Annotated in this window: 21 protein-coding genes; 20 read left to right on the forward strand and 1 reads right to left on the reverse strand. The window is 69.4% G+C overall.

All coding sequences use genetic code 11. The annotated features are described in order from the left end of the window. Nucleotides 1-3: 3 nt before the first annotated feature. The 20 genes from G4G00_RS01055 (at nt 4) to bcsZ (ending at nt 25,017) form a co-directional block, all read left to right on the forward strand. Nucleotides 4-498: a GspH/FimT family pseudopilin gene (locus G4G00_RS01055; protein WP_108752132.1), complete on the forward strand. Its 495-nt coding sequence runs from the start codon at nt 4-6 to the stop codon at nt 496-498. After that, entirely contained in the window at nt 495-914 is a 420-nt protein-coding gene (locus tag G4G00_RS01060; protein WP_108748474.1) for a prepilin-type N-terminal cleavage/methylation domain-containing protein, read from the forward strand. Before G4G00_RS01055 ends, G4G00_RS01060 begins: the two co-directional genes overlap by 4 nt. Beyond that, nucleotides 911-1,546, forward strand: a complete 636-nt coding sequence (locus G4G00_RS01065) for a type II secretion system protein J (protein ID WP_108752133.1) — start codon at nt 911-913, stop codon at nt 1,544-1,546. The genes G4G00_RS01060 and G4G00_RS01065 overlap by 4 nt, the downstream gene beginning before the upstream one ends. Beyond that, nucleotides 1,543-2,406, forward strand: a complete 864-nt coding sequence (locus G4G00_RS01070) for a general secretion pathway protein GspK (RefSeq protein WP_164270792.1) — start codon at nt 1,543-1,545, stop codon at nt 2,404-2,406. Before G4G00_RS01065 ends, G4G00_RS01070 begins: the two co-directional genes overlap by 4 nt. Continuing rightward, a complete protein-coding gene (locus tag G4G00_RS01075; protein ID WP_164270794.1) occupies nt 2,403-3,563 on the forward strand; it encodes a PilN domain-containing protein in 1,161 nt (386 codons plus the stop codon). Before G4G00_RS01070 ends, G4G00_RS01075 begins: the two co-directional genes overlap by 4 nt. Then, the gene (gene gspM, locus G4G00_RS01080; protein WP_164270836.1) at nt 3,544-4,260 is read left to right on the forward strand and encodes a type II secretion system protein GspM; all 717 of its coding nucleotides are present in this window, start codon (nt 3,544-3,546) and stop codon (nt 4,258-4,260) included. The genes G4G00_RS01075 and gspM overlap by 20 nt, the downstream gene beginning before the upstream one ends. After that, nucleotides 4,257-5,048 carry a general secretion pathway protein GspN gene (locus G4G00_RS01085; protein WP_164270796.1) on the forward strand — a complete coding sequence of 264 codons (792 nt, stop codon included), beginning with the start codon at nt 4,257-4,259 and terminating at the stop codon, nt 5,046-5,048. Before gspM ends, G4G00_RS01085 begins: the two co-directional genes overlap by 4 nt. Before the next feature lie 9 nt (nt 5,049-5,057). Beyond that, a complete protein-coding gene (gspD, locus tag G4G00_RS01090) occupies nt 5,058-7,268 on the forward strand; it encodes a type II secretion system secretin GspD (RefSeq protein WP_164270798.1) in 2,211 nt (736 codons plus the stop codon). 638 nt (nt 7,269-7,906) lie between these two features. After that, nucleotides 7,907-8,761, forward strand: coding sequence for a glycosyltransferase (locus tag G4G00_RS01095; RefSeq protein WP_108752138.1), 855 nt, complete (start codon nt 7,907-7,909; stop codon nt 8,759-8,761). Next, a complete protein-coding gene (locus G4G00_RS01100; RefSeq protein WP_108752139.1) occupies nt 8,758-9,597 on the forward strand; it encodes a glycosyltransferase family 2 protein in 840 nt (279 codons plus the stop codon). The genes G4G00_RS01095 and G4G00_RS01100 overlap by 4 nt, the downstream gene beginning before the upstream one ends. Before the next feature lie 72 nt (nt 9,598-9,669). Continuing rightward, on the forward strand, nt 9,670-10,857 hold the full coding sequence (pncB, locus tag G4G00_RS01105) for a nicotinate phosphoribosyltransferase (protein ID WP_108748482.1): 1,188 nt from the start codon (nt 9,670-9,672) through the stop codon (nt 10,855-10,857). Between the two features lie 201 nt (nt 10,858-11,058). Further along, the gene (locus G4G00_RS01110) at nt 11,059-12,591 is read left to right on the forward strand and encodes a BcsE family c-di-GMP-binding protein (RefSeq protein ID WP_108752140.1); all 1,533 of its coding nucleotides are present in this window, start codon (nt 11,059-11,061) and stop codon (nt 12,589-12,591) included. Further along, a complete protein-coding gene (bcsF, locus tag G4G00_RS01115; RefSeq protein ID WP_108748484.1) occupies nt 12,588-12,767 on the forward strand; it encodes a cellulose biosynthesis protein BcsF in 180 nt (59 codons plus the stop codon). The genes G4G00_RS01110 and bcsF overlap by 4 nt, the downstream gene beginning before the upstream one ends. Beyond that, a complete protein-coding gene (bcsG, locus tag G4G00_RS01120) occupies nt 12,764-14,392 on the forward strand; it encodes a cellulose biosynthesis protein BcsG (RefSeq protein WP_108752141.1) in 1,629 nt (542 codons plus the stop codon). The genes bcsF and bcsG overlap by 4 nt, the downstream gene beginning before the upstream one ends. Further along, nucleotides 14,392-14,568, forward strand: a complete 177-nt coding sequence (gene bcsR / locus G4G00_RS01125; protein ID WP_108748486.1) for a cellulose biosynthesis protein BcsR — start codon at nt 14,392-14,394, stop codon at nt 14,566-14,568. Before bcsG ends, bcsR begins: the two co-directional genes overlap by 1 nt. After that, nucleotides 14,565-15,323: a cellulose biosynthesis protein BcsQ gene (gene bcsQ, locus G4G00_RS01130; protein WP_164270800.1), complete on the forward strand. Its 759-nt coding sequence runs from the start codon at nt 14,565-14,567 to the stop codon at nt 15,321-15,323. The genes bcsR and bcsQ overlap by 4 nt, the downstream gene beginning before the upstream one ends. Further along, nucleotides 15,323-17,947 carry a UDP-forming cellulose synthase catalytic subunit gene (gene bcsA, locus G4G00_RS01135; protein WP_108752144.1) on the forward strand — a complete coding sequence of 875 codons (2,625 nt, stop codon included), beginning with the start codon at nt 15,323-15,325 and terminating at the stop codon, nt 17,945-17,947. The genes bcsQ and bcsA overlap by 1 nt, the downstream gene beginning before the upstream one ends. Next, nucleotides 17,944-20,319 carry a cellulose biosynthesis cyclic di-GMP-binding regulatory protein BcsB gene (gene bcsB / locus G4G00_RS01140; RefSeq protein ID WP_164270802.1) on the forward strand — a complete coding sequence of 792 codons (2,376 nt, stop codon included), beginning with the start codon at nt 17,944-17,946 and terminating at the stop codon, nt 20,317-20,319. The genes bcsA and bcsB overlap by 4 nt, the downstream gene beginning before the upstream one ends. Then, nucleotides 20,319-23,900 (forward strand): cellulose synthase complex outer membrane protein BcsC, encoded by a 3,582-nt coding sequence (bcsC, locus tag G4G00_RS01145; protein ID WP_164270804.1) that lies wholly within the window; start codon nt 20,319-20,321, stop codon nt 23,898-23,900. Before bcsB ends, bcsC begins: the two co-directional genes overlap by 1 nt. Then, complete coding sequence (gene bcsZ, locus G4G00_RS01150) at nt 23,884-25,017, forward strand: cellulose synthase complex periplasmic endoglucanase BcsZ (RefSeq protein WP_108752147.1); 1,134 nt, start codon at nt 23,884-23,886, stop codon at nt 25,015-25,017. The genes bcsC and bcsZ overlap by 17 nt, the downstream gene beginning before the upstream one ends. Nucleotides 25,018-25,051: 34 nt before the next feature. On the opposite strand, the gene G4G00_RS01155 is transcribed toward bcsZ, so the two are convergent. Then, the gene (locus G4G00_RS01155; protein WP_164270806.1) at nt 25,052-26,368 is read right to left on the reverse strand and encodes an NCS2 family permease; all 1,317 of its coding nucleotides are present in this window, start codon (nt 26,366-26,368) and stop codon (nt 25,052-25,054) included. Nucleotides 26,369-26,417 lie beyond the last annotated feature (49 nt).

The following is a 26,417-nucleotide window of genomic DNA, read 5'->3' on the forward strand; positions in this document are numbered from 1 at the left end:
TGCATGATCCGCATCCTGCCGCGCCGGTTGCCCCGACCGCGCCTGCACGGCAGGCGTGCAGCGGGCCTGTCGCTGCTGGAAATGCTGCTGGTGATCGCGCTGATCGCCGCCATCGGCCTGATCACCGCCGCGGGCCTGTCGCGCGGCTTTGCCGGCATGCAGCTGCGCAGCGCCGGCAAGGACATCGCCAACCAGCTGCGCATGGTGCGCGCCCAGGCCATCGCGCGGGGCGAACCGCAGCGGTTCGTGATCGAACCGGCGCAGCACCGCTGGACCGGCGCCAACCAGCGCCAGGGCACGCTGCCGGAAACGCTGCAGGTGCAGTTCGAAGGCGCCGCTCAGTTGTCCACTGGTGCAGGGCAGGGCGTGATCGAGTTCCATCCGGACGGCGGCGCCAGCGGTGGCCGCATCCGCCTGCAGCGCGACAGCGCCGAATGGCGCATCGACGTGGGCTGGCTGACCGGCGAAGTACGCTCCGGCCCGTGGCAGGCGCAATGAAGCGGCGCGCGCGTGGCTTCACCCTGCTGGAAGTGATCGTGGCCTTCGCCCTGCTGGGCCTGGCGCTGACCTTGCTGCTGGGCAGCCTGTCCGGCGGCGCGCGGCAGGTGAAGGACGCCGAGCTGCGCACCCGTGCGGTGCTGCATGCGCAATCGCTGCTGGCCGCCGCAGGGGTGGAGGAACCGCTGCAGGCCGGGCGCCAGCAGGGCGAGTGGGAGCAGGGGCGCTTCCATTGGGAACTGCAGGTGCAGCCCTGGGTGGAGCCGCGCGCGGGCAACGTGCCCGTCGCCGATTCCCCCGGCGCGCCCTGGCTGGCCGAACTGCAGTTGCAGGTTCGCTGGGGCGATGGCGCGCGCGAACAATTGCGTTGGCGCAGTCTGCGCCTGCTGCCGCCGGACCTGGAGCGTGCACGGTGAAACGGCAGGCACGCGGCTTCACCCTGGTGGAAGTGATGCTGGCCACCGTGCTGCTGGCCGGCGGCCTGGCGCTGGCGTTTGCCAGCGTGCGCTCGGCCATGGCGGTCAGCCAGCGTGGTGAACAGATCGCCGCCGACAGCGAGCGCATGCGCGCGGTGCAGGGGCTGCTGCGGCGGCAGTTGAGTGCGGCGCTGCGCAGTCCGATGGAAGTACCGGACCCCACCCGCGAGCCGGTGTACTTCAGTGGCGATGAAAGCGGCATGCAGTTCGTGGCCGATCTGCCGGGTTACCTGGGCCGCGGTGGCCCCTACCTGCATGCGCTGCAGGTGGAGGGCCAGGCCGGCGAGCGCCGCCTGCTGCTGGGCCTGGTGCTGCTGCAGGAAGGCGAACAGCTGCCGGAAACCCCGCCGCGTGCGCCGGAAGTGCTGGCCGAGCATCTGCGCGATGTGCAGCTGCGCTACCGCGGCGTGGATGCTGCCAGCGGCCAGATGACCGACTGGTTGCCGCGCTGGGACGATACCCGCCGCCTGCCGTTGCTGGTGGAAGTGCAGGTGCGGCCCGCGCGCGGGCCGGCCTGGCCGCCGCTGGTGGTTGCCCTGCGTGCCGGTGGTGCCGCCGGAGGCATCCGATGAGGACCAGGCGCGGGGCCGCGCTGGTGCTGGTGCTGTGGCTGATCGCACTGATGACCGCGCTGGTGGGCGCATTCGCGCTGACCGCCCGGGTCGAGCACCTGCAGCAGCGGGTGCTGGATGACGACGGGCGCGGCCAGGAACGTGCGCGTGCCGGCCTGGAATATGCGCTGATGCGACTGCGCGCCGATCCGCAGCGCCCGGCCTGGCAGGCCGACGGCCGCACCTACCGGTGGCAGTTCGACGATGCCCGCGTGGATATCCGCGTGGTGGACGAGAACGGCAAGATCAATCTGAATGTCGCCGACGCTGCGCTGCTCACCGCCTTCCTGAAGGCACTGGGCGAAAGCCCCGACGATGCACAGCGGCTGGCCGGGGCCATCATCGACTGGCGTGACGAGGACAGTCTGCAGCAGCCCGGCGGTGGCGCCGAAGCGCCCGATTACGCAGCGGCCGGCCTGCCGTACGGCCCGCGCAACAAGCGCTTCGAAACCCTGGGCGAGCTGCAGCGGGTGCTGGGCATGCGCGCGGCGCTGTACCAAGCCATGCTGCCGCACATCACCCTGTACAGCCGCATGGCGCGGCCCGATCCGCGCTTCGCCACTGCCCCGGTGCTGGCGGCGCTGGGGCTGGACGCCGAGCAGGTACTGGCGCAACGGGCCCAGCAGGAGCGTGACGAAGATTCAGGTGCGGGCACGTCAACCCTTGCCAGCGGCAGCGGCACCTATAGTATCGAGTGCCGCGCCATCGACGGCAGTGGACGCCAGTCGGTTCTGAAGGCGGTGGTACGCAACGGCTCGGGCGGAGTGCCCGGCCAGACCTACACAGTGCTTCGCTGGGAGCAGGGAATGGCAGCAAGATGACAGCATGGCAGGATAGCGTGCGGCAGGTGCAGGGCCGGATCGGCCCTGGCGTCGGCCATTTCCTGCGCTGGTGGCGGCAATCGTTGCTGGCCTGGGTGCCGGCACGCTGGCAGTGGGCGCTGGGCTGGTCGCAGGCACGCCTGCTGCTGCAGCGCGACGGCGACCAGGTGCAGGTCTGGCGTGATGGCAGTGCCGGCCCCGAACGCGTGGTGCGCCTGCCGTGGCCGCTGGCGCCGGCCGATCTGGACCGCGTGCTGGAACCGCGCCTGCGGCGCCTGCCGCGCGTCTGGCTGCTGCCGGTGGCGCAGGTGCTGCGCCGCAGCCTGCGCCTGCCCAGCGCCGCCGCCGATCGCCTGCACGCCGTGGTGGGCTATGAAATCGACCGGCAGACGCCCTTCGAGGCCAGCCAGGTCAGCTACGACGTGCGCGCCCTGGGCACGGTCGGCGACGGCTTGCTGCAGGTCGAGCTGGTCGCCTGGCCGCTGCGCCAGCTGGACACCTGGCGCAGCCAGGCCGGTGACTGGGCCGATGCCCTGGCCGGCGTGGATGCCATCGACGAACACGGCCAAACGCTGCAGGTGAACCTGCTGCCGCCGGCGCAGCGCCAGCGCCGCGTTGATCCCAGCCGGCGCTGGAACCTGATGTTGGCGGCCGCCGCCCTCGTGATGCTGGTGCTGGCCGCACTGCAGCTGCTGGACAACCGGCGCGACGCGGCCGACGCCCTGCGCGAACAGGTCGAACGCAGCGCCCGCAGTGCCCGCGGCGTGGCCAGTGAACGCAGCCAGCTGCAGGCGCTGATCGACGGCGCCGCCTTCCTGGAAAAGCAGCGCAGCCAGCGTGCCACCACGGTGGAACTGTGGACCGAGCTGACCCGGCGCCTGCCCGACGGCACCTATCTGGAAAAACTGGCGATCGAGAACAACAGCCTGCAGTTGATCGGGCTTAGCGGGCAGGCATCGCAACTGGTCGCGCTGCTGCAGGATGCGCCGCAGTGGCGCAAGGTGAACCTGACCGGCGTGCTGCAGGCCGACGGCGCCAGCAGTGGCCGCGACCGCTTCACCCTGACCGCCGAACTGCAGCCGTTGCCGGCCGCCGCCGCTCCCGCCCCCGCTGCACGCAAGGAGGCGGCCGATGCCGATGCCCAACCCGCGCCGTGACCGCTGGCTGGCGCTGGCCCTGCTGCTGGCCGTGCTGGGCGTGGCCTACCTGCTGCTGGTGCACCCCTGGTTCACCCAGCCGCTGCTGGCCATCAACGAAGACGTGGCCGCGCTGCGCGAACGCCAGCAGCGCGTGCAGGCGCAGCTGCAGCAGCAGCCGCAGATCGAACAACGCTTGACGGAAACCCGCCAGGTGCTGGAACAGCGCCCCGGCTTCCTGCGCGAAGCCACCGCCGAAGCGGCTGCCGCCGCGCTGGGCGCACGGCTGCAGGATGCGGTGGCCATGGCCAGCCCTGGCAACCGCAGCTGCACGATCAGCAACCGCACGCCGCTGACCGACAACCGACGCGATGCCGAATTCGTGCGCGTGGCCATGCAGGTGCGGCTGCGCTGTGGCGTGGCCGAACTGGCCACCGTGCTGCACAGCCTGGAAACCGGCAGCCCGCGCCTGTTCGTGGACAACCTGAACCTGATCGCGCAGCGCTTCCAGCAGTCGGCCAATGAATCCGGCCTGGGCCTGGATGTGTCCTTCGAGCTGGCCGGTTACCTGTTGCCCGGCGCGGCGGCCGACAGCGCAGCGCCGGCGGTTGCCAACGCCGCGGTCGTTGCACCGGAAGCAGCCGTCCCGGCTGAGCCGGCCGTGGATGCTGCGGCCGATGCCGCCGCCGATTCCGATGCAGGGGAGGGCGCCGAATGAAACTCGATGCGCTACCCCTGCGCACGGGGCTGCTGCTGGCTGTGGCCGGCTGGGCAGGCGCGCTGTGGCTGGCCACCGGCTTTGGCCTGGGCAGCCGCCTGCCAGCGGGCCCGGACGATGCCGGCCGTGCCGCGGCATTGCCCTCGCTGCCGCCACTGGCGCCCGAACGCATGGCCGCCGCCGACAGCTACAGCGCCATCAGCGAACGCCCCTTGTTCGCCGAAGACCGGCGCCCGCGCCCGTATCTGCTGGGCGGCAGCGAACCGGCCGCCAGCGCGGCCCTGCGCCTGACCGGTGTGCTGCTCACCGACAGTTTCAGCATGGCCACCTTCACCACCGAACAGAATCGTTCGGTGCGCCTGCGCCTGAATGGTGAGGCGGTCGATGGCTGGCAGCTGGTCGCACTGGAGCCTCGCCAGGCCACTGTGATCGGCCCCAGCGGCAGCCAGGTGCTGGAACTGGCGACCTTCAACGGGCAGGGCGGTGAACCGCCGACCGTGCTGCGCGGCGCCAATGGTGCGGTGCCGCCGGCAGGCGTGGTGGTGCCGCCACCGCCACCCAGCCCGGCCAGCGGCAGCAACAGCAGCGCCCAGCGCCCGGTCGACCTCGCGGCCTCTGCGGCTGCCGGTCCGGCGGCGCAGAGCACGCCCGCCCCCAACACCAATGCCAACGGTCCTAGCGAAGCGCAGATGCAGGCCATCCGCGAACGCATCCAGGCCCGTCGCCGTCAGCTGCAGCAACAGCAGCAACAACCGTCGCCGCCCCCGGGCGATGGCACCAACCGATAGAGTGAATGCATGAACCTGCGTTTTCTGCCCTGGTCCCTCGCCCTGACGCTGCTGGTCGGCTGCGCCACCGTGTCCGGCCCGAACGTTCATCGCAGTGCCACCCCGCCGCCAGCACAAGCCGGTGCCGCGGCGGCCGATCCCCAGGTCGTCGAGGGTGATGCCGCCGCAGGGACACCGCAGGCGGTGATCCGCCGCGGCAGCGGCACAATGATCAACCGCGAAGCCGCACGTGCGCCGTCACCGGCGCTGCATTCGGCCAGCGGTGGCAGCGCCACCTTCAACTTCGAAGGCGAGTCGGTGCATGCGGTGGTCAAGGCCATCCTCGGCGACATGCTGGGTCAGAACTACGTCATCGCGCCGGGCGTGCAGGGCACGGTCACCCTGGCCACGCCCAAGCCGGTGTCGCCGGCACAGGCGCTGAACCTGCTGGAAATGGTGCTGGGCTGGAACAACGCGCGCATGGTCTACAGCGGTGGCCGCTACAACATCGTCGCCGCCGACCAGGCGCTGGCCGGCACCGTCGCACCGAGCACCGCACCGGCTTCCAGCGCGCGTGGCTTCGAGGTACGGGTGGTGCCGTTGCAGTTCATATCCGCCAGCGAAATGAAGAAAGTGCTGGAGCCGTACGCGCGGCCCAACGCCATCGTCAACGTTGATACCGGCCGCAACGTGATCACCCTCGGGGGTACCCGCGCCGAGCTGGAAAACTACCTGCACACCGTCGAGATCTTCGACGTCGACTGGCTGTCGGGCATGTCGGTGGGCGTGTTCCCGATCCAGTCGGGCAAGGCCGAGCAGGTCGCCAGCGATCTGGAGAAGGTCTTCGGCGAGGACAGCAAGACGCCCAGCGCCGGCATGTTCCGCTTCCTGCCGCTGGAAAACGCCAACGCCGTGCTGGTCATCACCCCGCAGGTGCGCTACCTGGACCAGATCCAGCAGTGGCTGGATCGCATCGACACCGCCGGTGGCAGCGCGCGCCTGTTCTCCTACGAGCTGCGCTACATCAAGGCGCGCGATCTGGCCCAGCGCCTGGCCGAAGCCTTCGCCAGCAGCAACAACCGCAACAGCCGGGGTTCCTCGGCCGGGCTGGCCCCGGGCGCGACGCCGATGCAGCTGGACAGCCGCGGCGGCGATACCAGCAACAGCAACAGCAGCAGCGATTTCGGTGGCAGCAGCAACGGCACCAGCGGCGCCAGCGGTGGCATGGCCAGTGCGATGAACCTGCCCCAGCGCCAGGAGGGCAACATCAGCGTCAGCCTTGATGTGGAAGGCGATACCGTCGGTGTTTCGGCGGTGGAAGAAACCAATGCCCTGCTGGTGCGCGCCACCCCGCAGGCCTGGCGTTCGATCCGCGAAGTGATCGAGAAGCTCGACGTGATGCCGATGCAGGTGCACATCGAAGCGCAGGTAGCCGAGGTCGACCTGACCGGCGACCTGAAGTACGGCGTCAACTGGTTCTTCGAGAACGCCGTGCAGGGCCAGAGCTACACCGGCGCCACCGGCGGCGCGACCTTGCCCAGTGCACTGGGTCGCAACATCTGGGGCAGCTTCGCCGGTGCCATCACCGGCAGCGAGACCGGCTGGACCTTCCTCGGCAAGAACGCCGCGGCGGTGGTCAGCGCACTGGACCAGGTGACCAATCTGCGCCTGCTGCAGACCCCGTCCATCTTCGTGCGCAACAACGCCGAGGCGCAGCTGAACGTCGGCACCAAGATTCCGATCAACTCGGTATCGCTCAACACCGGCATCAGCGACAGCACCTACAGCCAGGTGCAGTACCTGGATACCGGCGTGATCCTCAAGGTGCGCCCGCGCATCACCCGCGATGGCGTGGTGTTCCTGGACATCGTGCAGGAAGTCAGTTCGGCCGGCGCGACCCCGTCGGGTTGTGACGCAACCAAGACCACCTGCAACCCGCCCATCAACACCCGCAAGATTTCCACCGAGGCGGCTTTGCAGAGCGGTGACACCATCATGCTGGCCGGCCTGATCACCAACTCCGATGAAGACACCTCCAACGGTGTCCCGGGCCTGAGCCGCCTGCCGATCATCGGCGGTCTGTTTGGCAGCAAGGGCAAGGTGAACAAGCGTTCGGAAGTGATCGTGCTGCTGACCCCGACGATCGTGCGCAACGGGCAGGAAGCGCGGACGCTGACTGACGAATACAGCAACCGCTTCCGTGCAATGGAACCGTTCCCCACGCGCGAGCGCAAGAAGTAGGGTTTTTCTTTTGCAGGGCTTGCAGCCCTGCACATGCTCAATGCAACGGCAACGGCAACGGCAACGGCAACGGCAACGTCAAAAGCCGCATTCCGTGGGTTGGCGGGGCGGTGTCGGATTGCGGGGACGCCGCAAGTACGTCCGTGTAGGCTTGGCCGCCGCATCCATGCGGCGGACACCCCGCAATCCGACACCGCCCCACCTTCGACAGGTTCACGCGGCTGTTGGTGGGTGCCGACTGTTGGTCGGCACATCTGTCGGATATCGAATGAATGATCCACGCATGGCGTGGCTCTACTGGGACGCGCGGCTTTGCGTAGGTGTCGACCTTGGTCGACACGATTTTTCTGTCAGATACCAATATTCAGAACGGGATCCGACCCCGTGCCGTTCCGACAGATCGCAGGAAACTGTCGAAAGCGGGGTGGGTCCGGTTGAGGGGGTGTGAGCGGCATGGATGCCGCGACCGAGCCTACATGGACGTATTTGCGGCGCCCCCCGCAACCGGACCCACCCCGCCAACCCACGGATCGCCCGCCTTTGATGTTGCTTCAGTCGAGCATGGCTCAACTCTACAGGGGTGCAGGGCGCAGCCCTGCCGGTGCTAACCTACCGCCACCGACAACCACGGAGGCGGGATGGGGGCGATCGTGTTGTTGCCGCTGGGCGTGGACGATGCCGTGCTGGACCGCTGCCTGGCCGCGCTGGATGCCGGTACCGCACCCGGTACCGCCGTCTGGTTGGCCGACGATGCGCAGGCCGGGCCGCGTGCGCAGGCCGTGGTCGAACACTGGCTGGCGCATACACCGCTGCAGGCCGAATACACCCGTCGCGCGCGACCGTTGGGCGAAGTGGCCCACCTGGATGAAATGCTGCGTGCCTGCGAAGGGCTGGATGTGGCCGTGCTCGCGCCGGACTGCGTGCCAGCGCCCGGTTGGCTGCAACAGCTGCAGGCTTGTTTCGCCCGTGATGCCGCCATCGCCACCGCCACACCCTGGTGCAACGCCGGCGAAACCGCCGCGTGGCCACGGCTGGGCGAGATCAATCCGGAACCGGCTGATCCGGCCCTGCTGGCCCACACCTGCGGCGCCTTGCCCAGCCTGCACCCCGAACTGCCCTCGGCGGTGACCCATGCGGTGCTGGTGCGCGGCAACGCGCGCCGCCGCGCGGGTGGCCTGGACGTGGACAGTTACCTGGGCTGGAATGCCGCCCTGGTGGACCTGAGCCTGCGCATGGCCGGTCTGGGCTGGCGCAACGTGCTGTGCGAGAACGCCTTCGTCAGCCGCGCCGGCGAAGCCCCCAGCCGCGAAGGTGACCTGGAAGCGCTGGCCGCGCGCTGGCCCGGCTGGATGCCGCGGCTGGCCGATTTCCTGATGCACGACCCGCTACACGGATTGCGCCAGGATCTGCAACAGCAGCTGCAGCAGGCGATAATGCCGCGCGGGCAGGGCGACCTGTTCGCGCAGCCATCGCCGCCGGAGTCGCCCGCTTGAAGTCCGCCATCGCCGCCATCGTTGTGACCTACCAGAGCGGCAGCACCATCGATGCCTGTCTGTCGCGGCTGCGCCAGTCGCAGGACGTGGCCGAAATCCGCGTCATCGACAACGGCTCGCTGGACGACACGCTGGACATCATCCAGCGCCATGCCAGCCACGATGCGCGCGTGCGCTTCATCGGCAATCCGGACAACCCCGGCTTCGCCGCAGCCAACAACCAGGGCGTGGCCGATTCGCACAGCCCCTGGCTGGCCTTCATCAACCCGGACCTGATGGTCGAGCCCGACACCCTGGCCGCGCTGCGCGCGCGCGCCGAAGGCCTGGGGGATGCGCTGCTGGGGGTGGAACAGGTGGACGAGCAGGGCCAGGCCGACGATGCCGTGCGCCGCCGCGATCCGGATTTCCTGGCCATGCTGCGCTCGCCGAGCCGTGGCGGCCGGCTGGCCATCCCGCGTGATCCGCAGCAGACGCTGCAGGTGGTGCCGGCCCTGTCCGGCGCGCTGCTGCTGATGCCGCGCGTCTTGTTCGACCGCATCGGCGGCTGGGATGCGGGGTACCGGCTGCATGCCGAAGACCTGGACTTGTGCCGCCGCGTGCGCGACGCCGGTGGGGTGGTGGCCATCGCCAACGATCTGCAGGTCACCCATGTGCGTGGGGTCTCCAGCCGCTCGCGGCCGTTCTTCGTGGAATGGCACAAGCACCGTGGCCTGTGGCGCTATTTCAGCAAGTTCGAGGCGAAGCAGCGCTCGTGGCCGGTGCGGGGGCTGGTGTGGGGCGCGATCTGGGCGCATGCGCTGCTTCTGGTCCCCCGGTTGCTGCGCAAGGCGCTCTGACCGCCGGGTAGGGGCGGGGTATTTGCCCGATTGCGGGAACGCGATTCACCTGATCGGGCGCATAATGGCGCCATGGCCATCATCCAGTCCCTGCTCGACACCGACCTGTACAAGTTCACCATGATGCAGGCGGTGCTGCACCAGTACCCCAGCGCCCAGGTGCAGTACCGGTTCAAGTGCCGCAACCCCGGTATCGATCTGGCGCGCTACATCGAACAGATCGATGAGGAAATCGATCATCTGTGCAGCCTGCGGTTCACCGATGCCGAGCTGGACTACATGCGCGGCCTGCGCTTCGTGAAGCCGGACTTCGCCGATTTCCTCGGCCTGTTCCACCTGGACCGCAAGTACATCCGCCTGCGCCCGTCGCAGACCGTACCCGGCGAGATCGACCTGGACATCACCGGGCCGTGGCTGCACACCATTCTGTTTGAAGTGCCGCTGCTGGCGATCATCAACGAAGTCTGGTTCCGCAACACCACCACCGCCGATTTCGCCGAAGGCGAGCGCCGCCTGCAGGCCAAGGCCGCGCTGCTGCGCGATACCCCCGGTTTCGAACAGTGCCGCATTGCCGACTATGGCAGTCGCCGGCGTTATTCGCGCGACTGGCATGCGCGTCTGCTGCCGCTGCTGCGCGATGCGCTGGGCCCGCAGCTGGTGGGCACCAGCAACGTGCATTTCGCCCGCCTGTACGGCATGACCCCGCACGGCACCATGGCCCACGAATACCTGCAGGCCTTCCAGGCACTGGGGCCGCGCCTGCGCGATTCGCAGGTGGCGGCGCTGGAATCGTGGGCGCGCGAGTACCGCGGCGACCTGGGAATCGCACTGTCCGACGTGGTCGGGCTGGATGCCTTCCTGCGCGACTTCGACATGTACTTCTGCAAGCTGTTCGACGGCGTGCGCCACGATTCGGGCGACCCGTTCGACTGGGGCGACCGCATGCTGGCGCACTTCCAGCAGCGCCGCGTGGATGCCCGCAGCAAGGTACTGGTGTTCAGCGATGGCCTGGACATCACCAAGGTCATGCGCCTGTACGACTACTTCCGTGGCCGCTGCCAGGTGGCCTTCGGCGTGGGTACGCACCTGACCAACGATCTGGGGCCGACCCCGCTCAACATCGTCATCAAGATGGTCCGCTGCAACGGCCAGCCGGTGGCCAAGCTCAGCGATTCGCCGGGCAAGAGCATGTGCGACGACCCCGGCTACCTGGCTTACCTGCGCCAGGTGTTCGAACTTCCCCCCGCAGAACCGGCGTAAGGCAGCGGCGCGTGCCTTCGGGGGCGCGCATCAGGTTGACGTGTTGACTGTGTGTTGATGCCGCAAGCGTGAGGATCGACGGTATCATGCCGTCCATGCCACGCAATTGTGACGCGCGTCATCAATTGCACCGTTTCCGCTGCAGTTTTTTCCTGCCTGCTCGCCCATGAACCTACAGATCGTTGTCGAAAGGATGCCGGCATGACGCCGCCGCGGCTGGCCGTGGCGGACGTTGCGGCCGAGTTCGTGGAGATGCGCCCGGGCGGCGTGTACTGGGCCGTGGCCGCCGGCAGTGCGCCGGCCGATCTGCTCGGGGCGGGCACGCTGGCGGCCGCGACCGACCTGGACGAGGCGCTGCTGGTGACCCTGGGGCGTACCGTCGAACCCCTGCTGGCCTTGTTGCAGCCCGACCAGGGGCCGGCACGCGTGCGCCTGTTCCAGCGCTCGCACCCGGGCATGCAGCAGGCCCTGCGCAGCCTGCCGGGCGATCTGCCGCGTGCCTCGTCGGCGGCTACCGCGCTCAGCATCGTGCAGTTCCCGGTAGCGGCGCTGGATGGCTGGGACGATGCGCGCCTGGCGCGCTGGTGCCAGCAACTGCAGCAGTGGGCGCAGCGCGCCGGCCAGGTGCTGCTGCTGCTGTGCCACGGCGAAGTGGCCACCCTGGCGCCGCGCCTGCTGCCGTTGAACCGCAGCTGCGCGGGCGTGGCCCAGTTGCACCCGCACCGGGGCGCACTGCAGCTGCTGCTGCACTACTGGGCCAACAGCCATGGCGTTGTGGCCCAGCGGGCATTCGCGGTGGAAGCGGTGGGCAACCAGTTGCAACGGATCGCCGATGACCAGACCGACGCGGTGAGCGTGGCCGGTGATGGCGGCAGCGACTGTGATCTGTTTCTGGCCCAGGCCGATGTGCTGGAAGGCGCACCGCCGTTGTCGTCGGCGTGGAAGCTGTACGACGGCTGGGCGGGGTTGATGCCGGCCGCGCTGCGCGCCAACGAAGCCACGGTGGTGCTGGCCATCAATGAAAACGCGCAGGTGGACGCTTTGGCCCGTCTTCTGCACCGCCTGCGCCGCGAGCGCGGCGATGCGCTGAAGCTGGTGGTGCGCGAGCTGCAGCCCTGCCTGCGCTATGCCGACGAACGCCTGCTGCTGCAGTGTGGCGGCAGCCTGGTGGTGCCGGCGCACACGCCGCTGCCGCGCCTGCTGACCCTGCTCGATGCCGTGCAGCGCCAGCGCTGGCAGGGGCAACTGGCCGATGACCCGGAACCGCTGATCCGCTCGCACCGGCCGCCGCCGATCAGTGGCCTGGTCAGCGTGGCCCGCTTCCGCCAGATTGCCGGCGAGCGCATCGATCTGGATGGCAGCGCCGTGGAAAGTGCGGTGCTGGCGCTGCAGCCGGTGGCCGGCCTGCGCGCCGAACAGACCCTGCAGCAGCTGCGCATCCGTCGCCAGGGCGACGTGGTCTGCGTCTATCGCGGGCAGGTGCGCCTGTTCCTGTTCGGCTGTCGCCGCGATGCCATCGAGCAGGCGCTGTCCAATCTGTTCCGCCTGCCGTGGCGCGAACTGTTCGACGGCTACCAGCGGCTGGCCGAATACGATCTGGCCTCGATGAATGCCACCGGCAGCGACCCCGAAACCGAGCCGTTGCCGCCCCCTGACGCCACGCCCGAGCCGGCGCCGGTGCAGGTGGCGACGTTTGCTGAACCGAAGCCACTGCGGCTGGGAGAGGATGCATGACCACCGACCAGCAGCTGTGGACGTTGATCGTTGCCTGCGCGGTACTGATGATTCCCTTTGGCGCCATGCTGGGCGCGCTCTGGCGCATGGCGCGCCGCGCCGTGCAGCGTCTGCTGCCGCCGCGCCAGCTGCGCCGCGTGGGCGTGCGCCAGCGTGCGCCGCGGAGGCCTGCATGAGTCCGCAGCCGTTGCCTGCTTCGCCCTTCGCCTGGGCCGACCTGCGCGGTTGGAACCTGTATTTCCTGTCCAAGGTGGCGCTGGCCTGGATGGGCGCACTGAACCTGAAGCTGCTGCCCAACCTGCTGTTCCTGGCCGCGCTGCTGGTGCCGCTGCGCTGGCGCTGGGCGCGCATCGCGCGCACGGTGGTGGCGGTGCCGGTGGGCGTGGCCCTGTATTACCAGGACACCTGGTGGCCGCCGTTCCAGCGCCTGCTGGCGCAGCCGGGCGTGCTGGATTTTTCCGCCGACTATTGGCTGGAACTGGCGCAGCGTTTCATCAACTGGCAGATGGTAGCGGTGCTGTCGCTGCTGGTGGTGGGCTACGTACTGCTGAAGCCGTGGCTGCGGGTGACCACGCTGAGCGTGCTGGGCATGCTCGGCATGGCCGTGCTGGCCCTGCCATTGCCGGCGGGCTGGGGTTGGGGGCAGGGCCAGACCGTGGCGGCCACCGGCACCGGCGGGGCAGCCACGCGCGCGCTGGCACCGGCCAGCAACGATACGCTCAACGCCTGGCTGGCCAGCTTCTACCAGCAGCAGGCCACGCTGAAGACCACCTTCCCGGCGCCGGCCAGCGGCGCACCGTTCGACGTCATCATCCTCAACATCTGCTCGCTGGCCTGGAGCGATCTGGATGAAGTCGGCCTGCGCCAGAACAACCTGCTGGACCACATGGACGTGGTGTTCGACGATTTCAATTCGGCCACCGCCTACAGCGGCCCGGCAGCGATCCGCCTGCTGCGCGCCAGCTGCGGCCAGACCTCGCATACCGCGCTGTTCGACCCGGTGCCGGCCGAATGCCAGTTGTTCTCCAACCTGCAGCGGCTGGGTTTCCAGAGCGAACTGGCGATGAACCACGACGGCCACTTCGACGATTTCATCGGTGAACTGTCGCGCTACGGTGGCCTGCAGGCCAAGCCGATGGATATCAGCGCCTTCCCGCGTGCGCTGGTGGCGTTCGACAAGTCGCCGCTGCGCCGCGATGGCGATGTGCTGATGGGCTGGCTGAAACAGCGCCAGGCCGAATCCAGCCCGCAGGTGGCCCTGTTCTACAACACCATCTCGCTGCACGACGGCAACCGCATCGTCGGCGCCGATGGCCGTGCCGCCGCCGCCGATTACAAGGCGCGCGCGAACATGGTGCTGGGCGACATGGCAGGTTTCGTCGATGCGGTGGAAAAGAGCGGGCGCCGCGCGATGATCGTGGTCGTGCCCGAGCACGGCGCAGCCCTGCATGGCGACCGCATGCAGATTCCGGGCATGCGCGAGATTCCCAGCCCGTCCATCACCCATGTGCCGGTGGGGGTGAAGCTGGTCGGCATGGGCGCGCCGGCCGCCGGTGGTCCGCGCCACGTGCCCGAACCCAGCAGTTTCCTTGCCATTTCCGAACTGGTGTCGCGCGTGTACGCGTTGAATGCGCAGTCGCCGCCGGCTGATCGGGATTGGAACAGCCTGCTGCAGGGCCTGCCGCAGACCCCGTCGGTTTCGGAAAACGAAGGCGCCAAGGTCATCGATTACGACGGCAAGCCGTGGCTGCAGCTGCAGGGCAGCCAGACCTGGAGCCCCTACCCGGAGGACAAGCGCTGATGGCCGACATCCTGGCGGTGCCTGCCACCCTGTCGGTGGAAGAGGACGACATCGACCTGCTGCGCCGCAGCCTGGCGATGCCGGACATGCGGTACGTGGATTTTTCCGCGAACAACGAACGCGCCCAGGCACTGGCGCGCTGGCCGCTGCTGGCCGAGCTGGAGCGCCTGCCATGACGTTGACCCTGTCACTGCAGGGCGTGCGCGGCGGCACCGGGGTGACCACGGTGCTGGCTGCATTGGGCCAGGCCCTGCATGCGCAGGGCCAGCGTGTGCTGCTGGTGGAAATGAGCCCGGACCAGATGCTGGGCCTGCACCTGGGCCTGGCCGCCGGCGAGCGCGCCGGCTGGGCCCGCGCCCAGCTGGACGGTGCTGACTGGCGCGCGGCCGCATTCGCCTGTGCGCCCGGGCTGGCCGTGCTGCCCTATGGCCAGGTTGATGCCAGCGAAGCCCTGCAGCTGGAAGACGCGTTGGCGGCAGCGCCACAGACCTGGGCCGAGCGCCTGCCCACGTTGTCGGCACAGTTCGACTGCGTGCTGTTCGATCTGCCGCAGCGCCTGCCCGCGCATGTGGCGGCCATCAACACCCACGGTGGGTGCCGCCTGCCGCTGCGCCTGGCCTGCGTGGACCCGGCCAGCCACGTGCAGCTGCACCGCCAGCGCGAGGATGAGCGGCGCCTGCTGGTGAACCGCTACGACCCGGCCGTGCAGGTGCAGCGCGACCTGATGCAGCTGTGGCTGCACAGCCATGGCGCCGGCCTGCTGCCGCAGCCGCTGCACGAGGATGCGCAGGTGCCGGCGGCGCTGGCCAGCAAGCAGCCACTGGGCCAGCACGCAGCCGATTCGCTGGCCGCCGCCGATGTGCAGGGGCTGGCCCTGTGGTGCCTGGCGGAAGCGGCGCGCCTGCAACGAGCCGAGGCTGGCCGGCGATGATGAGCCAGCGGGTCTATTACCTGGACTGGGGGCGGCTGCGCCACCGCGTGCATGCGGCCTGGCCGACCCGCGCGGTGCTGTGGCTGCTGCAGGCCCTGGGCTGGGCGCTGCTGCGCCTGGAAGGACCCGCCTGGCAGGGCCTGGCACCGCGGCTGCGCGCCGCGTTCCCGCAGCTGCAGGGCGACCGCCGCTGGCGCCCGGGCGACCCGATCCGGCTGCTGGTGCAGGCGCTGTGGCTGTCGGTGGTGCGCCTGGTGCCGCGCCGATCGCTGCGCCGGCAGCGGCTGGCGCGCGCACGCCAGCAGCGCATCGCCGAACTGCGCGGCGCGGCCGGTCGCGGCCACGTGCGCTACCTGCGCACCATGCGCGATGCCCCCAAGGATGTGTGGAACAGCCGGTTCATGGCCTGGGCCGGCGAGCGCGTGCGCGCCCTGTCGCCGCGCGCGCGGCGCTGGGCGACGGCGGCCATCGGTGTTGCCACCCTGGGCCTGGCGCTGCTGTGCGTCACCCAGCCCTTCAGCTACCTGGCGCAGTTCGTGTTCGTGCTGCTGCTGTGGGCCATCGCCCTGCTGGTGCGGCGCATGCAGGGGCGCTACGCCACCCTGGTTCTGGTGGTGCTGTCGATCACCGTGTCCTGCCGTTACCTGTGGTGGCGCTACACCGCCACGTTGAACTGGAACAGCACCTTCGACCTGGTCTGTGGCCTGATCCTGCTGGCCGCCGAAACCTATTCCTGGCTGGTGCTGATGCTGGGCTACGTGCAGGTGGCCTGGCCGCTGCGCCGGCGCCCGGCGCCGCTGCCGGCCGACGTGCGGCAGTGGCCCACCGTCGACGTGCTCATTCCCACCTACAACGAAGACCTGTCGCTGGTGCGGCATACGGTCTACGCCGCGATGGGCCTGGACTGGCCGGCCGACAAGCTGCGCATCCATATCCTGGACGACGGCAAGCGCGAGGAATTCCGCGCGTTCGCCGAACAGACCGGGGTGAACTACATCACCCGCACCGACAATCGCCACGCCAAGGCCGGCAACCTGAACCATGCGCTGACCCTGATCGACGGTGAGCTGGTGGCCATCTTCGATTGCGACCACCTGCCGGTGCGTTCGTTCCTGCAGGTCACCTGCGGCTGGTTCGGCCGTGACCCGAAGCTGGCGCTGGTGCAGACCCCGCACCATTTCTTCTCGGCCGACCCGTTCGAACGCAACCTGCAGGTGTTCCGCAGCGATCCCAACGAAGGCGAGCTGTTCTACGGCCTGGTGCAGGATGGCAACGACCTGTGGAACGCCGCCTTCTTCTGCGGCTCGTGCGCCGTCATCCGCCGCGAGGCGATCGATGCCATTGGTGGCTTCGCCACCGAAACCGTCACCGAAGATGCGCACACCGCGCTGCGGCTGCACCGCAATGGCTGGAACTCGGCGTACCTGCGCATTCCGCAGGCGGCGGGCCTGGCCACCGACAGCCTGGGCGCGCACGTGAACCAGCGCATCCGCTGGGCACGCGGCATGGTGCAGATCTTCCGCATCGACAATCCGCTGATCGGCAAGGGCCTGAGCCTGTTCCAGCGGTTCTGCTACGCCAACGCCATGCTGCACTTCCTGGCCGGCATTCCACGCCTGGTGTTCCTGACCGCGCCGCTGGCGTTCCTGCTGCTGCACGTCTACATCATCTATGCGCCGGCACTGGCCATCCTGCTGTTCGTGGTGCCGCACATGGCCCATGCCAGCCTGACCAACGCGCGTATCCAGGGCAAATACCGCCGCCCGTTCTGGGGCGAGGTGTACGAGACCGTGCTGGCCTGGTACATCGCACGGCCGACCACGGTGGCCTTGTTCAGCCCCGGCCGCGGCAAGTTCAACGTGACCGACAAGGGCGGCACCCAGGATGGCGACCGCTTCGACTGGCGCGTGGCACGGCCGTACCTGGTGCTGGCGCTGCTGAACGTGGCCGGCCTGTGCTTCGCGGTCTGGCGCTTCATGCATGGCCCGGCCGATGAGCGCGGCACGGTGATCGTCAGTTCGCTGTGGGTGCTGTACAACCTGCTGATCATCGGCGGTGCGCTGGCGGTGGCCGCCGAAGTGCAGCAGGTGCGGCGCACGCACCGCGTCACCACGCACCTGCCGATGGCCCTGCAGGTGCCCGATGGGCGCCGCCTGCGTGGCGTGCTGCAGGACTATTCCAACGACGGCGTGGGCGTGGAGCTGGGCAACGACCCCGGCCTGGCCGAAGGCGCGCGGGTACACGTGCTGCTGGGCCGTGGCCGCCGTGAGTTTGCTTTCCCCGCACGCGTGCAGCGCACCATGGGCCACCGCCTGGGCCTGCTGCTGCAGTTCGACAGCGAACGCCAGCGCGTGGAGTTCGCCCAATGCACCTTCGCCCGTGCCGATGCCTGGCTTGACTGGCATGCCGGCTACCAGCCCAAGAGCCTGCCGCGCAGCCTGTGGAGCGTACTGGTGCTGGGCTGGCGCGGTTACCGGCGGATGGGCGATTTCGCCCCGTTCGACCTCGACCGGCCCGTGCACTGGAGCCGGCGCCTGCTGCGCTGGATGGCCAGCTTCGCTCCGCAACGTCCGCTTCCCTCCCACCCGGCTGACCCAGCCGCTGACCCAGGGCTTCGTCCATGAGCATTTCCTCTCCTCTGCGCTGGCTGCTGCTGCCGCTGCTGGCCCTGCCGGTCGCTTCGGGCAACAGTGCCCCCGCGCCGGCCCGCCTGCCCGCGACCACCGGATCCACGCCTGACACCGCACCGGCGCAGGTGGCCGTGCCCACGCCGGTGAATGCCGCCGTGGTGCCCGCGCCGCGGCCGGAACCGGCGCAGGCCGAAACCTGGGCGGGCAGCGCCTGGCCGTGGCAGCGCGAAAGCACGTTTGCCGAGCTGGGCCGCCGCCAGGATGTGCTGCTGTCGGGCGTGCGCAACACCACCACACTGGAATTCCAGGTGCGCCGCGATCGCCTGGCACGCGAAGCCGAGCTGGACCTGAGCTTCACCCCGTCGCCGTCGCTGCTGCCGACGCTGTCGCACCTGCGCGTGTACCTGAATGACGCGATGATGGGCGTGGTGCCGATCAGCAACGACCAGCTGGGGCGCCCGGTGCAGGCCAAGCTGCCGCTGGATGCGCGGCTGATCGCCGATTTCAACCAGGTGCGGCTGGAGTTCGTCGGCCACTACACCGACATCTGCGAAGAGCCCACGCACAGCTCGCTGTGGGTGAACGTTTCGAGCAACAGCACGCTGCGCCTGGGCGGCCAGCCGCTGGCCATGCAGGACGATCTGGCCAACTTCCCGCTGCCGTTCTTCGATCCGCGCGACACCGCGCGGCTGGAACTGCCGGTGATCTACGGCACCGCGCCGACCCTGGCGCAGCAGCGTGCCGGCGCGATCATGGCGTCGTACTTCGGCAGCCTGGCCGGCTGGTGGCGGCAGGCGCGCTTCCCGGTCAGCTTCGGTGCGCTGCCGGACAAGGGCCATGCCGTGGTGCTGGCGGTGAACGGCAAGTTCCCGCCGGTGATCGCCAACCACGCGCCGGTGCAGGGCCCAGTGGTGGAACTGATGGCGCTGCCGGACGACCCGCAGCGCAAGCTGCTGCTGGTGCTGGGCCGCAACGACGAGGATCTGCAGAAGGCCGTGGCGGCCATGGCCGCGGGTAACGTGCTGTTCCGCGGCAAGCGGGTGGCGATCGACCAGATCAAACCGCTGGCCCCACGCAAACCCTACGACGCGCCCAACTGGGTGCGCACCGACCGTGCCGTGCGCCTGGGTGAACTGCTGGATTACCCGCAGCAGCTGCATGCCAACGGCGTGGCCCCGCAGCCGATCACGGTCAACCTCAACCTGCCGCCGGATCTGTTCATCTGGCGCAACCAGGGCATTCCGCTGAACCTGCGCTACCGCTACACGCCGCCGTTCGGCAGCGACGAATCGCGGTTGGGCGTGGCCATCAACGACCAGTTCATTTCCAGCTTCCCGCTGGTGCGCCGCAACGGCAAGCAGGGCCTGGAAGAAATCCGCCTGCCGGTACTGGCCGGTGACGCCGGTGCCGACGCGGGGCGCCTGCTGATTCCGTCGCTGAAGCTGGGCGACCGCAACCAGCTGCGCTTCGATTTCAACTTCGCCAGCGTGATGGGAAGTGCCCAGCGCGACCATTGCCAGACCGTGCTGCCGCCGAACCTGCAGGCGGCGATCGAAGAAGATTCGACCATCGATTTCTCCGGCTTCCACCACTACATGGGCCTGCCGGACCTGTCCGCGTTCGCGCTCAGCGGTTTCCCGTTCACCCGCATGGCCGATCTGTCTGAAACGGTGGTGCTGGTGCCAGCGCAGACCAGCGAAGCGCAGGCCAGCCTGCTGCTGAACCTGGTGGGCGGGCTGGGCGTGCAGACCGGTTACCCCGCCTACGGGCTGCGCCTGTCCAACGATTGGAAGCAGGCCAGCACCTTGGATGCCGACCTGTTGATGCTGGGCGCACTGCCCGATGAACTGCGCGGCAGCGACCAGCTTTCGCTGCTGATCGACGCCCAGCGCACGCGCCTGTTGAACGGCCAGTCGCCGTCGCCGCAGCAGGCGATGGAACAGGCCCGCCGTGGCAGCCGCCAGGGCGATCCGGCGGTGACCGAAGTGGCGGTGACCGCCGATGCACCGTTCGCCGCCATCGTCGGCCTGCAGTCGCCCCACCACGCACAGCGCAGCATCGTCTCGCTGGCTGCCAGTGGTGCGGCCGACTACGGTCTGCTGGACGAGGCCCTGAGTGATACCGGCAAGCGCCAGGCCATCGCCGGTTCGGTGGCGATCCTGCGCACCTCGGGCATCCACAGCCAGTTTGTGGGCGAGCACTACTACGTCGGCTCACTGCCGTGGTGGTTGCTGCTCTGGTACCACCTGGCCGATCACCCGGCGTTGCTGGCGGTGCTGGCCACGGTGGTGGTGCTGATGGTGGCCTTCCTGCTGTGGCGCACGCTGCGCTGGGTGGCTGCCAAGCGGTTGGGCCCGGACCACTGATGGCACGCGCGCGGCATCCGCTGGTCGCCGCCTCCGGCCTGGTCCTGCTGGGCCTGGCCGGCGTCGGCCCGTGCCAGGCGCAGGCGTTGCCGGCCACGCCGGGCGGCACGGTGGCCGAGCAGCGGCAATGGCTGTTGGAACAGGTGCGCATCGGCGAAGCCAGCGGCCGCCAGGGCCTGATCGAAGACGCATTGGCGCGGCTGCGCATGCTGGCCCCGGATGACCGCAGCACGCTGTTGGCGATCCTGGAAGTGCAGCTGTCGCAGCAGAAGATGGCCGACGCCGATGCCACCCTGCAGCGCCTGCGCCAGCTGGGGGCGGGCAGTCGTGAACTGGCCGCCGGCGAGCGCCTGTGGCGGGCCTACCGTGGCGATCTGCAGCAGGACCTGCAGCAGGCGCGCCTGTTCGCCGCCGGTGGCCGCAGCGACGAAGCACTGGTGATCTATCGCCGCCTGTTCAATGACGATCCGCCCGGGCTGCAGCTGGGCCTGGAGTACTGGCGCCTGCGCGGCGCGCAGGCCGATGGCCGCGCGCTGGCGATCCGCGAGCTGAGTGCGCTGGACCGCAGCTATCCCGGCAATACCGCGCTGCTGCAGACGTTGTCGCAGCTGCTGTTCGCCGCCGGTCGCGATGCCGAAGCGCTGGCCGCGCTCGAGCGCATGGGGCGCAATCCCGAAGCGCGCACGCTGGCCGCCGATGCCGAATGGGACTTCCTGCAGGACCAGCCGGCCGATGATGCCAACGTGCGCCGGCTGCAGGCCTTCATCACCCGCAATCCGAACTTCAACGACATCGCGCTGGTGCGCGAGCGCTATGCCGACCAGCACAAGCGGGTGAGCGACCCGGCCTGGCGTGCCGGCCTGCGCGGCCAGCAGTTGCTGGATCGTGAGCGCAATGCCGAGGCCGAGCGGGCCTTCCTGCAGGCCTTGCGTGGCTATCCGCGCGAATCCGATTTCCTGGGCGGGCTGGGCATGGCACTGATGCGGCAGGGGCGCCGCGAACAGGCCATCAGCTATTTCCAGCGTGCCGTGCAGGCCACGCCGGCCGGTGACAGCACCGACAAATGGACCGACCTGCTGGCCAGTACGCGTTATTGGCTGCTGCTGGACCAGGCCGAAGCGGCACTGGCCAGTGGCAACGTGGACCAGGCGCAGGCGCTGTACGAGCGCGCGCGCCGCCAGCAACCCGGTGAGATCAATGCACAGCTGGGGCTGGTGGACGTGGCCGTGGCCCGGGGCGACGATGCCGGCGCCGAACGCCTGCTGCTGGCCGCGCAGCGCCGCGCCCCGCGCGATGCCAATGTGATCCGCAAGCTGGTGCAGCTGTACGGGCGCACCGATCCGCAGCGGCTGGAAAGCTTCATCCATTCGCTGCCGGCCGCACAGCAGAAGCTGTATGCCGAAGATCTGCGGCAACTGCAGATCAGCCGGCTGCGCGAGCGCCGCGAACAGGCGCTGGCCGCCGGCGACGCCGCCACTGCAATAAGCCTGGGCCAGCAGTTGCGCCAGGAGCTGCCCGGCGATGCGTGGCTGGCCTTTGCACTGGGCAATGAACTGCGCAGCGCCGGCCGCGACGACGACGCCGATGCGGTGGTGGCCGACATGGCCGCGCGCAATGACAGCAGCGAAGCGCGCTACGCGCAGGCCTTGTACCTGTCCGGCAGCGACCGCCTGCCGCAGGCGCTGGCGGTGCTGGACAGCGTGCCGCGCGATCGCTGGGACGATGACATGCGTGCGCTGTCGCAGCGCCTGCAGCGGCAGCAACTGGTGGAACACCTGTGGGAGCTGCGCGCGCAGGGCCGCGAGCCGGAAGCCATCGCACTGCTGCAGCAGCAACCATCCAGCGCCGACAACGACCTGCTGCTGGCCGAATGGGCGCGCCTGCGCGGCGATTCGGCACAGGCACTGCATTACTACCAGCAGGTGCTGGCCGCGCAACCGGACAACGTCGATGCCCAGCTGGGCCAGGTGCAGGCGTGGATCGCGCAGGGCGATCTGCCGCGGGCACGCCAGCAGATGCACGACGCGCCGCCGCAGGTGGCCGACGATGCGCTGGGCCAGCAGCGGCAGTTGGCCGGCATCTGGACCGACCTGCATGAAAATGCGCGCGCGCTGCAGATCCTGCGCGGGCTGCTGGCGCGCAAGACCGAAGCCGATGCGCAGTCCTGGCGCGATGCGGCGCGGCTGGTGCGCGCCGACGATCCCGAGCAGGCGCTGGACATGTACGCCCAGGCGATGGCCGACAACGGCCTGCTGGCCCCGGCGCAGGCCACGCCGCGCGACAACCGCGCGCTCACCCTGGCCAGCCGCCAGACCGAGGGCGATGACTGGCTGCGCAGCAGCCTGCGCAGCGACGTGGACACGCTGTACCAGCAGCAGAACCCGACGCTGACGGTGATGCAGGATTCCGGCCGCCGCAGCGACGGCACGCCGGGCCTGTCGCGGCTCTCGCGTGACACCCGCATCGCCCACCTGGATGCACCGTTTGCCGGTGGCCTGGGCTGGGCGCGCATCGAGCAGGTGCACTTCGATGCGGGCCGGTTCCAGACCGGCGACGATGGCACCTTCGACGAAGATTTCGGCAGCTGCGATCTGGATCTGCTGCAGGCCGATGGCACGGCGCTGCGCGCGCCCGGCTGCAGCCGCTACGTGCACCAGCGGCGCAATTCCGGTGCCGGTTTCGCCGTGGGCTGGCGCACGCTGGACGACCGCTGGAACATCGACCTGGGCCACACCCCGTCCAACTACGTGGTGGGCAACTGGTTGGGTGGGGTCACCTTGAACGGTGACCTGGGCCGGCTGGGCTGGGGCGCCACGGTGTCGCGCCGGCCGATGACCAATTCACTGCTGTCCCAGGCCGGCGCGGTCGATCCGCGCAGTGGCATTGCCTGGGGCGGGGTCACCGCCAATGGCGTGACCTTCAGCCTGGGCTACGACGAAGGTGGCCGCAACGGTGTCTGGTCGAACTGGAGCTGGCACCGCCTGACCGGTCGCAACGTGGAAGACAACACCCGCGCGCGGGCAATGGCCGGCTGGTACCACAAGCTGATCCAGCGGCCGGACATGCGCCTGGACGTGGGCACCACGGCCATGTACTGGCGTTACCAGAAAGACCTGGGCGGCTATTCGCTGGGGCAGGGCGGTTACTACAGCCCGCAGCGCTATGCCTCGCTCAGCCTGCCCGCCAGCTTCGCCTGGCGCAGCGACAACTGGTCGCTGCGCGTGGATGCGTCCTTCAGCGTGTCCAGTGCGCGCACCGCGTCCATCAGCCGCTATCCCGACCAGGCCCTGATCGAGCGGGTGATCGCCCAGCTGGAGCCGCAGTACGGCCCGCTCACGCTCGACCCGGATGGCCTGTACACCAGCAGTGGTCGCAGCAGCGGTACCGGCTCGCGCCTGTACGCGGCGGTGGAACGGCGCCTGGGCGACCACTTCGTACTGGGCGCGGCCGGTACGCTGCAGCGCAGCCGCGATTTTTCGCCGAATACCTTCCAGCTCTATCTGCGCTATACGCTGAAGCCGTGGCAGGGCAACCTGCCGTTGCCGGTGTCCCCGCTGGTGCCCTATGGCGAATTCCGCTGATCCGCAGCGCCGCCGCCTGCTGCAGGTGGCCGCGACCCTGCCGCTGCTGGCCCACGTGGGCGCGCAGGCACAGACCGCGCCTCGCTGGCCGGCCTGGCAGGTGCTGCAGGCCAGCAGCCTGAGCCACGACGGGCGCATGATCGACCGCAGCCAGGACGACCAGCGCACCACGTCCGAAGGGCAGTCCTATGCACTGTTCTTTGCCCTGGTGGACAATGACCAGGCCTTGTTCGACCGGGTGCTGGGCTGGACCCAGGACAACCTGGCCGGCGGTGACATGGCCGCGCGTCTGCCGGCCTGGCTGTGGGGGCGCGATGGCAAGGGCGGCTGGCGCGTGCTGGACGACAACCCCGCCTCCGATTCCGATCTGTGGCTGGCCTACGCGCTGCTGGAAGGGGCGCGGTTGTGGCGGCGCCCGGCATTGCAGGTGATCGCCACCGGCATGCTGGCGCAGGTGCGTGCACGCGAGATCGTCGAACTGGACGGGCTGGGACCGATGCTGCTGCCGGGCCCGCAGGGGTTCATCGAAGACGATGCCACGCGGGTCAATCCCAGCTATCTGCCGCTGCCACTGCTGCGGCGCTTCGCCACCGTGGACAAGCAGGGGCCGTGGCAGGCGTTGGCCCGCAACACGGTGGCGCTGCTGCAGCAGACCAGCCCGCACGGCTTCGCGCCGGACTGGGCGGCCTGGCGCAAGGGCGCGTTCGTGGTGGACCCGGTGAGGGGCCCCGTGGGCGGCTACGATGCCATCCGCTGCTATGTCTGGGCCGGCATGACCGCAGCGCGCGACCCGCTGTTCCGGCCGCAGCTGCAGGCCTTGTCTGGCCCGCTGGAACGCCTGCGCAGCGGCGGCGCGATGTGGGAAAAGGTGGATACCCGCAGCGGGCAAGGGCAGGGCGAAGGCAACTACGGGTTCCGTGCCGCGCTGCTGCCGTACCTGCAGGCGCAGGGCGAAACGCAGCAGGCGCAGGCGTTGTTGGCCAGCCTGCCAACGGTGGAACAGCAACGCAGCGCCGAACCGGCCTACTACGCGCAGATGCTTACCCTGTTCGGCCGCGGCTGGATGGAAGGCCGCTGGCGCTTCGCCGCCGACGGCCGCCTGCAGCCGCGTTGGTAGAGGTTGAAACGCGGGCTCTGACCCCATTCAACGGTCATTCCAGCGCGTAGCGCAGCACGAACAGCACCGCCACCAGCCACACCGCCGGGTGTACCTCGCGCCAGCGCCCGGTGCCGGCCTTCAGTGCGGCATAGGCAATGAAACCAAAGGCCAGGCCATTGGCGATGGAGTAGGTGAACGGCATGGCCAGCGCACACAACGCCGCCGGCACCGATTCGGTCAGATCGCTCCAGTCCACTTCCACCAGCTCGCGCAGCATCAGCCCGGCCACGAACAGCAGGGCAGGGGCAGTGGCATAGCCGGGCACCATCGCCGCCAGCGGCGAGAACAGCAGCGCGGCCAGGAACAGCGCCGACACCACCAGCGCGGTCAGGCCGGTGCGGCCGCCCACCTGCACGCCCGAGGCGCTTTCGGCGAAGGCGGTGGTGCTGCTGGTGCCCAGCAGCGAGCCCGCCACGATGGCCGTGCTGTCGGCCAGCAACGCGCGGCCGAAGCGCTTGGGCGCGCCCGGCAGCTTCAGCAGGCCCGCACGCCCGACCACGCCGTACAGCGTGCCGGTGGCATCGAACACTTCCACCAGCACGAACACCAGCACCACCTGCAGCAGCACCGCAATCGGCGCGCCGCCGTCGTGGTGCAGCAGGCCGGGCAGGTCCAGCTGCAGGAAGGTGGGGGCCAGGCTGGGCGGCAAAGACACCAGGCCCTTGAACTGCACATCGCCCAGCGCCCACGCTGCGGCGGTCACCGCCAGGATGCCGATCAGGATCGCACCGCGCACGCGGCGTGCTTCCAGGATCGCAATCAACAGGAAGCCGCCCAGGGCCAGCAGCGGCGGCGCGGTGTTCAGCGGGCCCAGCGCCACCAGGGTGTCTTCGTTGGCAATGATCACGCCCGACTTCTGCAGCGCGATGATCGCCAGGAACAGACCGATGCCGGCCACGATGGCCGAGCGCAGCGACGACGGAATGCCGGCCACCAGCCAGGCGCGCACGCCCGTAAGTGACAACACCAGGAACACCAGCCCGGAAATGAACACCGCTGCCAGCGCCTGCTGCCACGGCAGGCCGGCGGCACCGACTACGGTGAAGGCAAAGAACGCGTTCAGGCCCATGCCCGGCGCCATGCCCACCGGGAAGTTGGCCGCAAGCGCCATCACCGCCGAACCCAGCGCCGCCGCCAGGCAGGTGGCAACGAACACCGCGCCGGCATCCATGCCCGTGGTTCCCAGGATTTCCGGGTTGACGAAGACGATGTAGGACATCGTCAGGAAGGTGGTGACACCGGCCAGCAGCTCGGTGCGCACGGTAGTGCCGTGCTGCTGCAGCTGGAACAGGCGTTCGAACAGGGACATGGGGGTACTCACAACAGTGGGCGTCACCACCAGCGGTGGTGACCTACCG

Origin of the sequence: Stenotrophomonas sp. B1-1 (genome assembly GCF_010894375.1) — a bacterium.
GTDB lineage: Bacteria > Pseudomonadota > Gammaproteobacteria > Xanthomonadales > Xanthomonadaceae > Stenotrophomonas.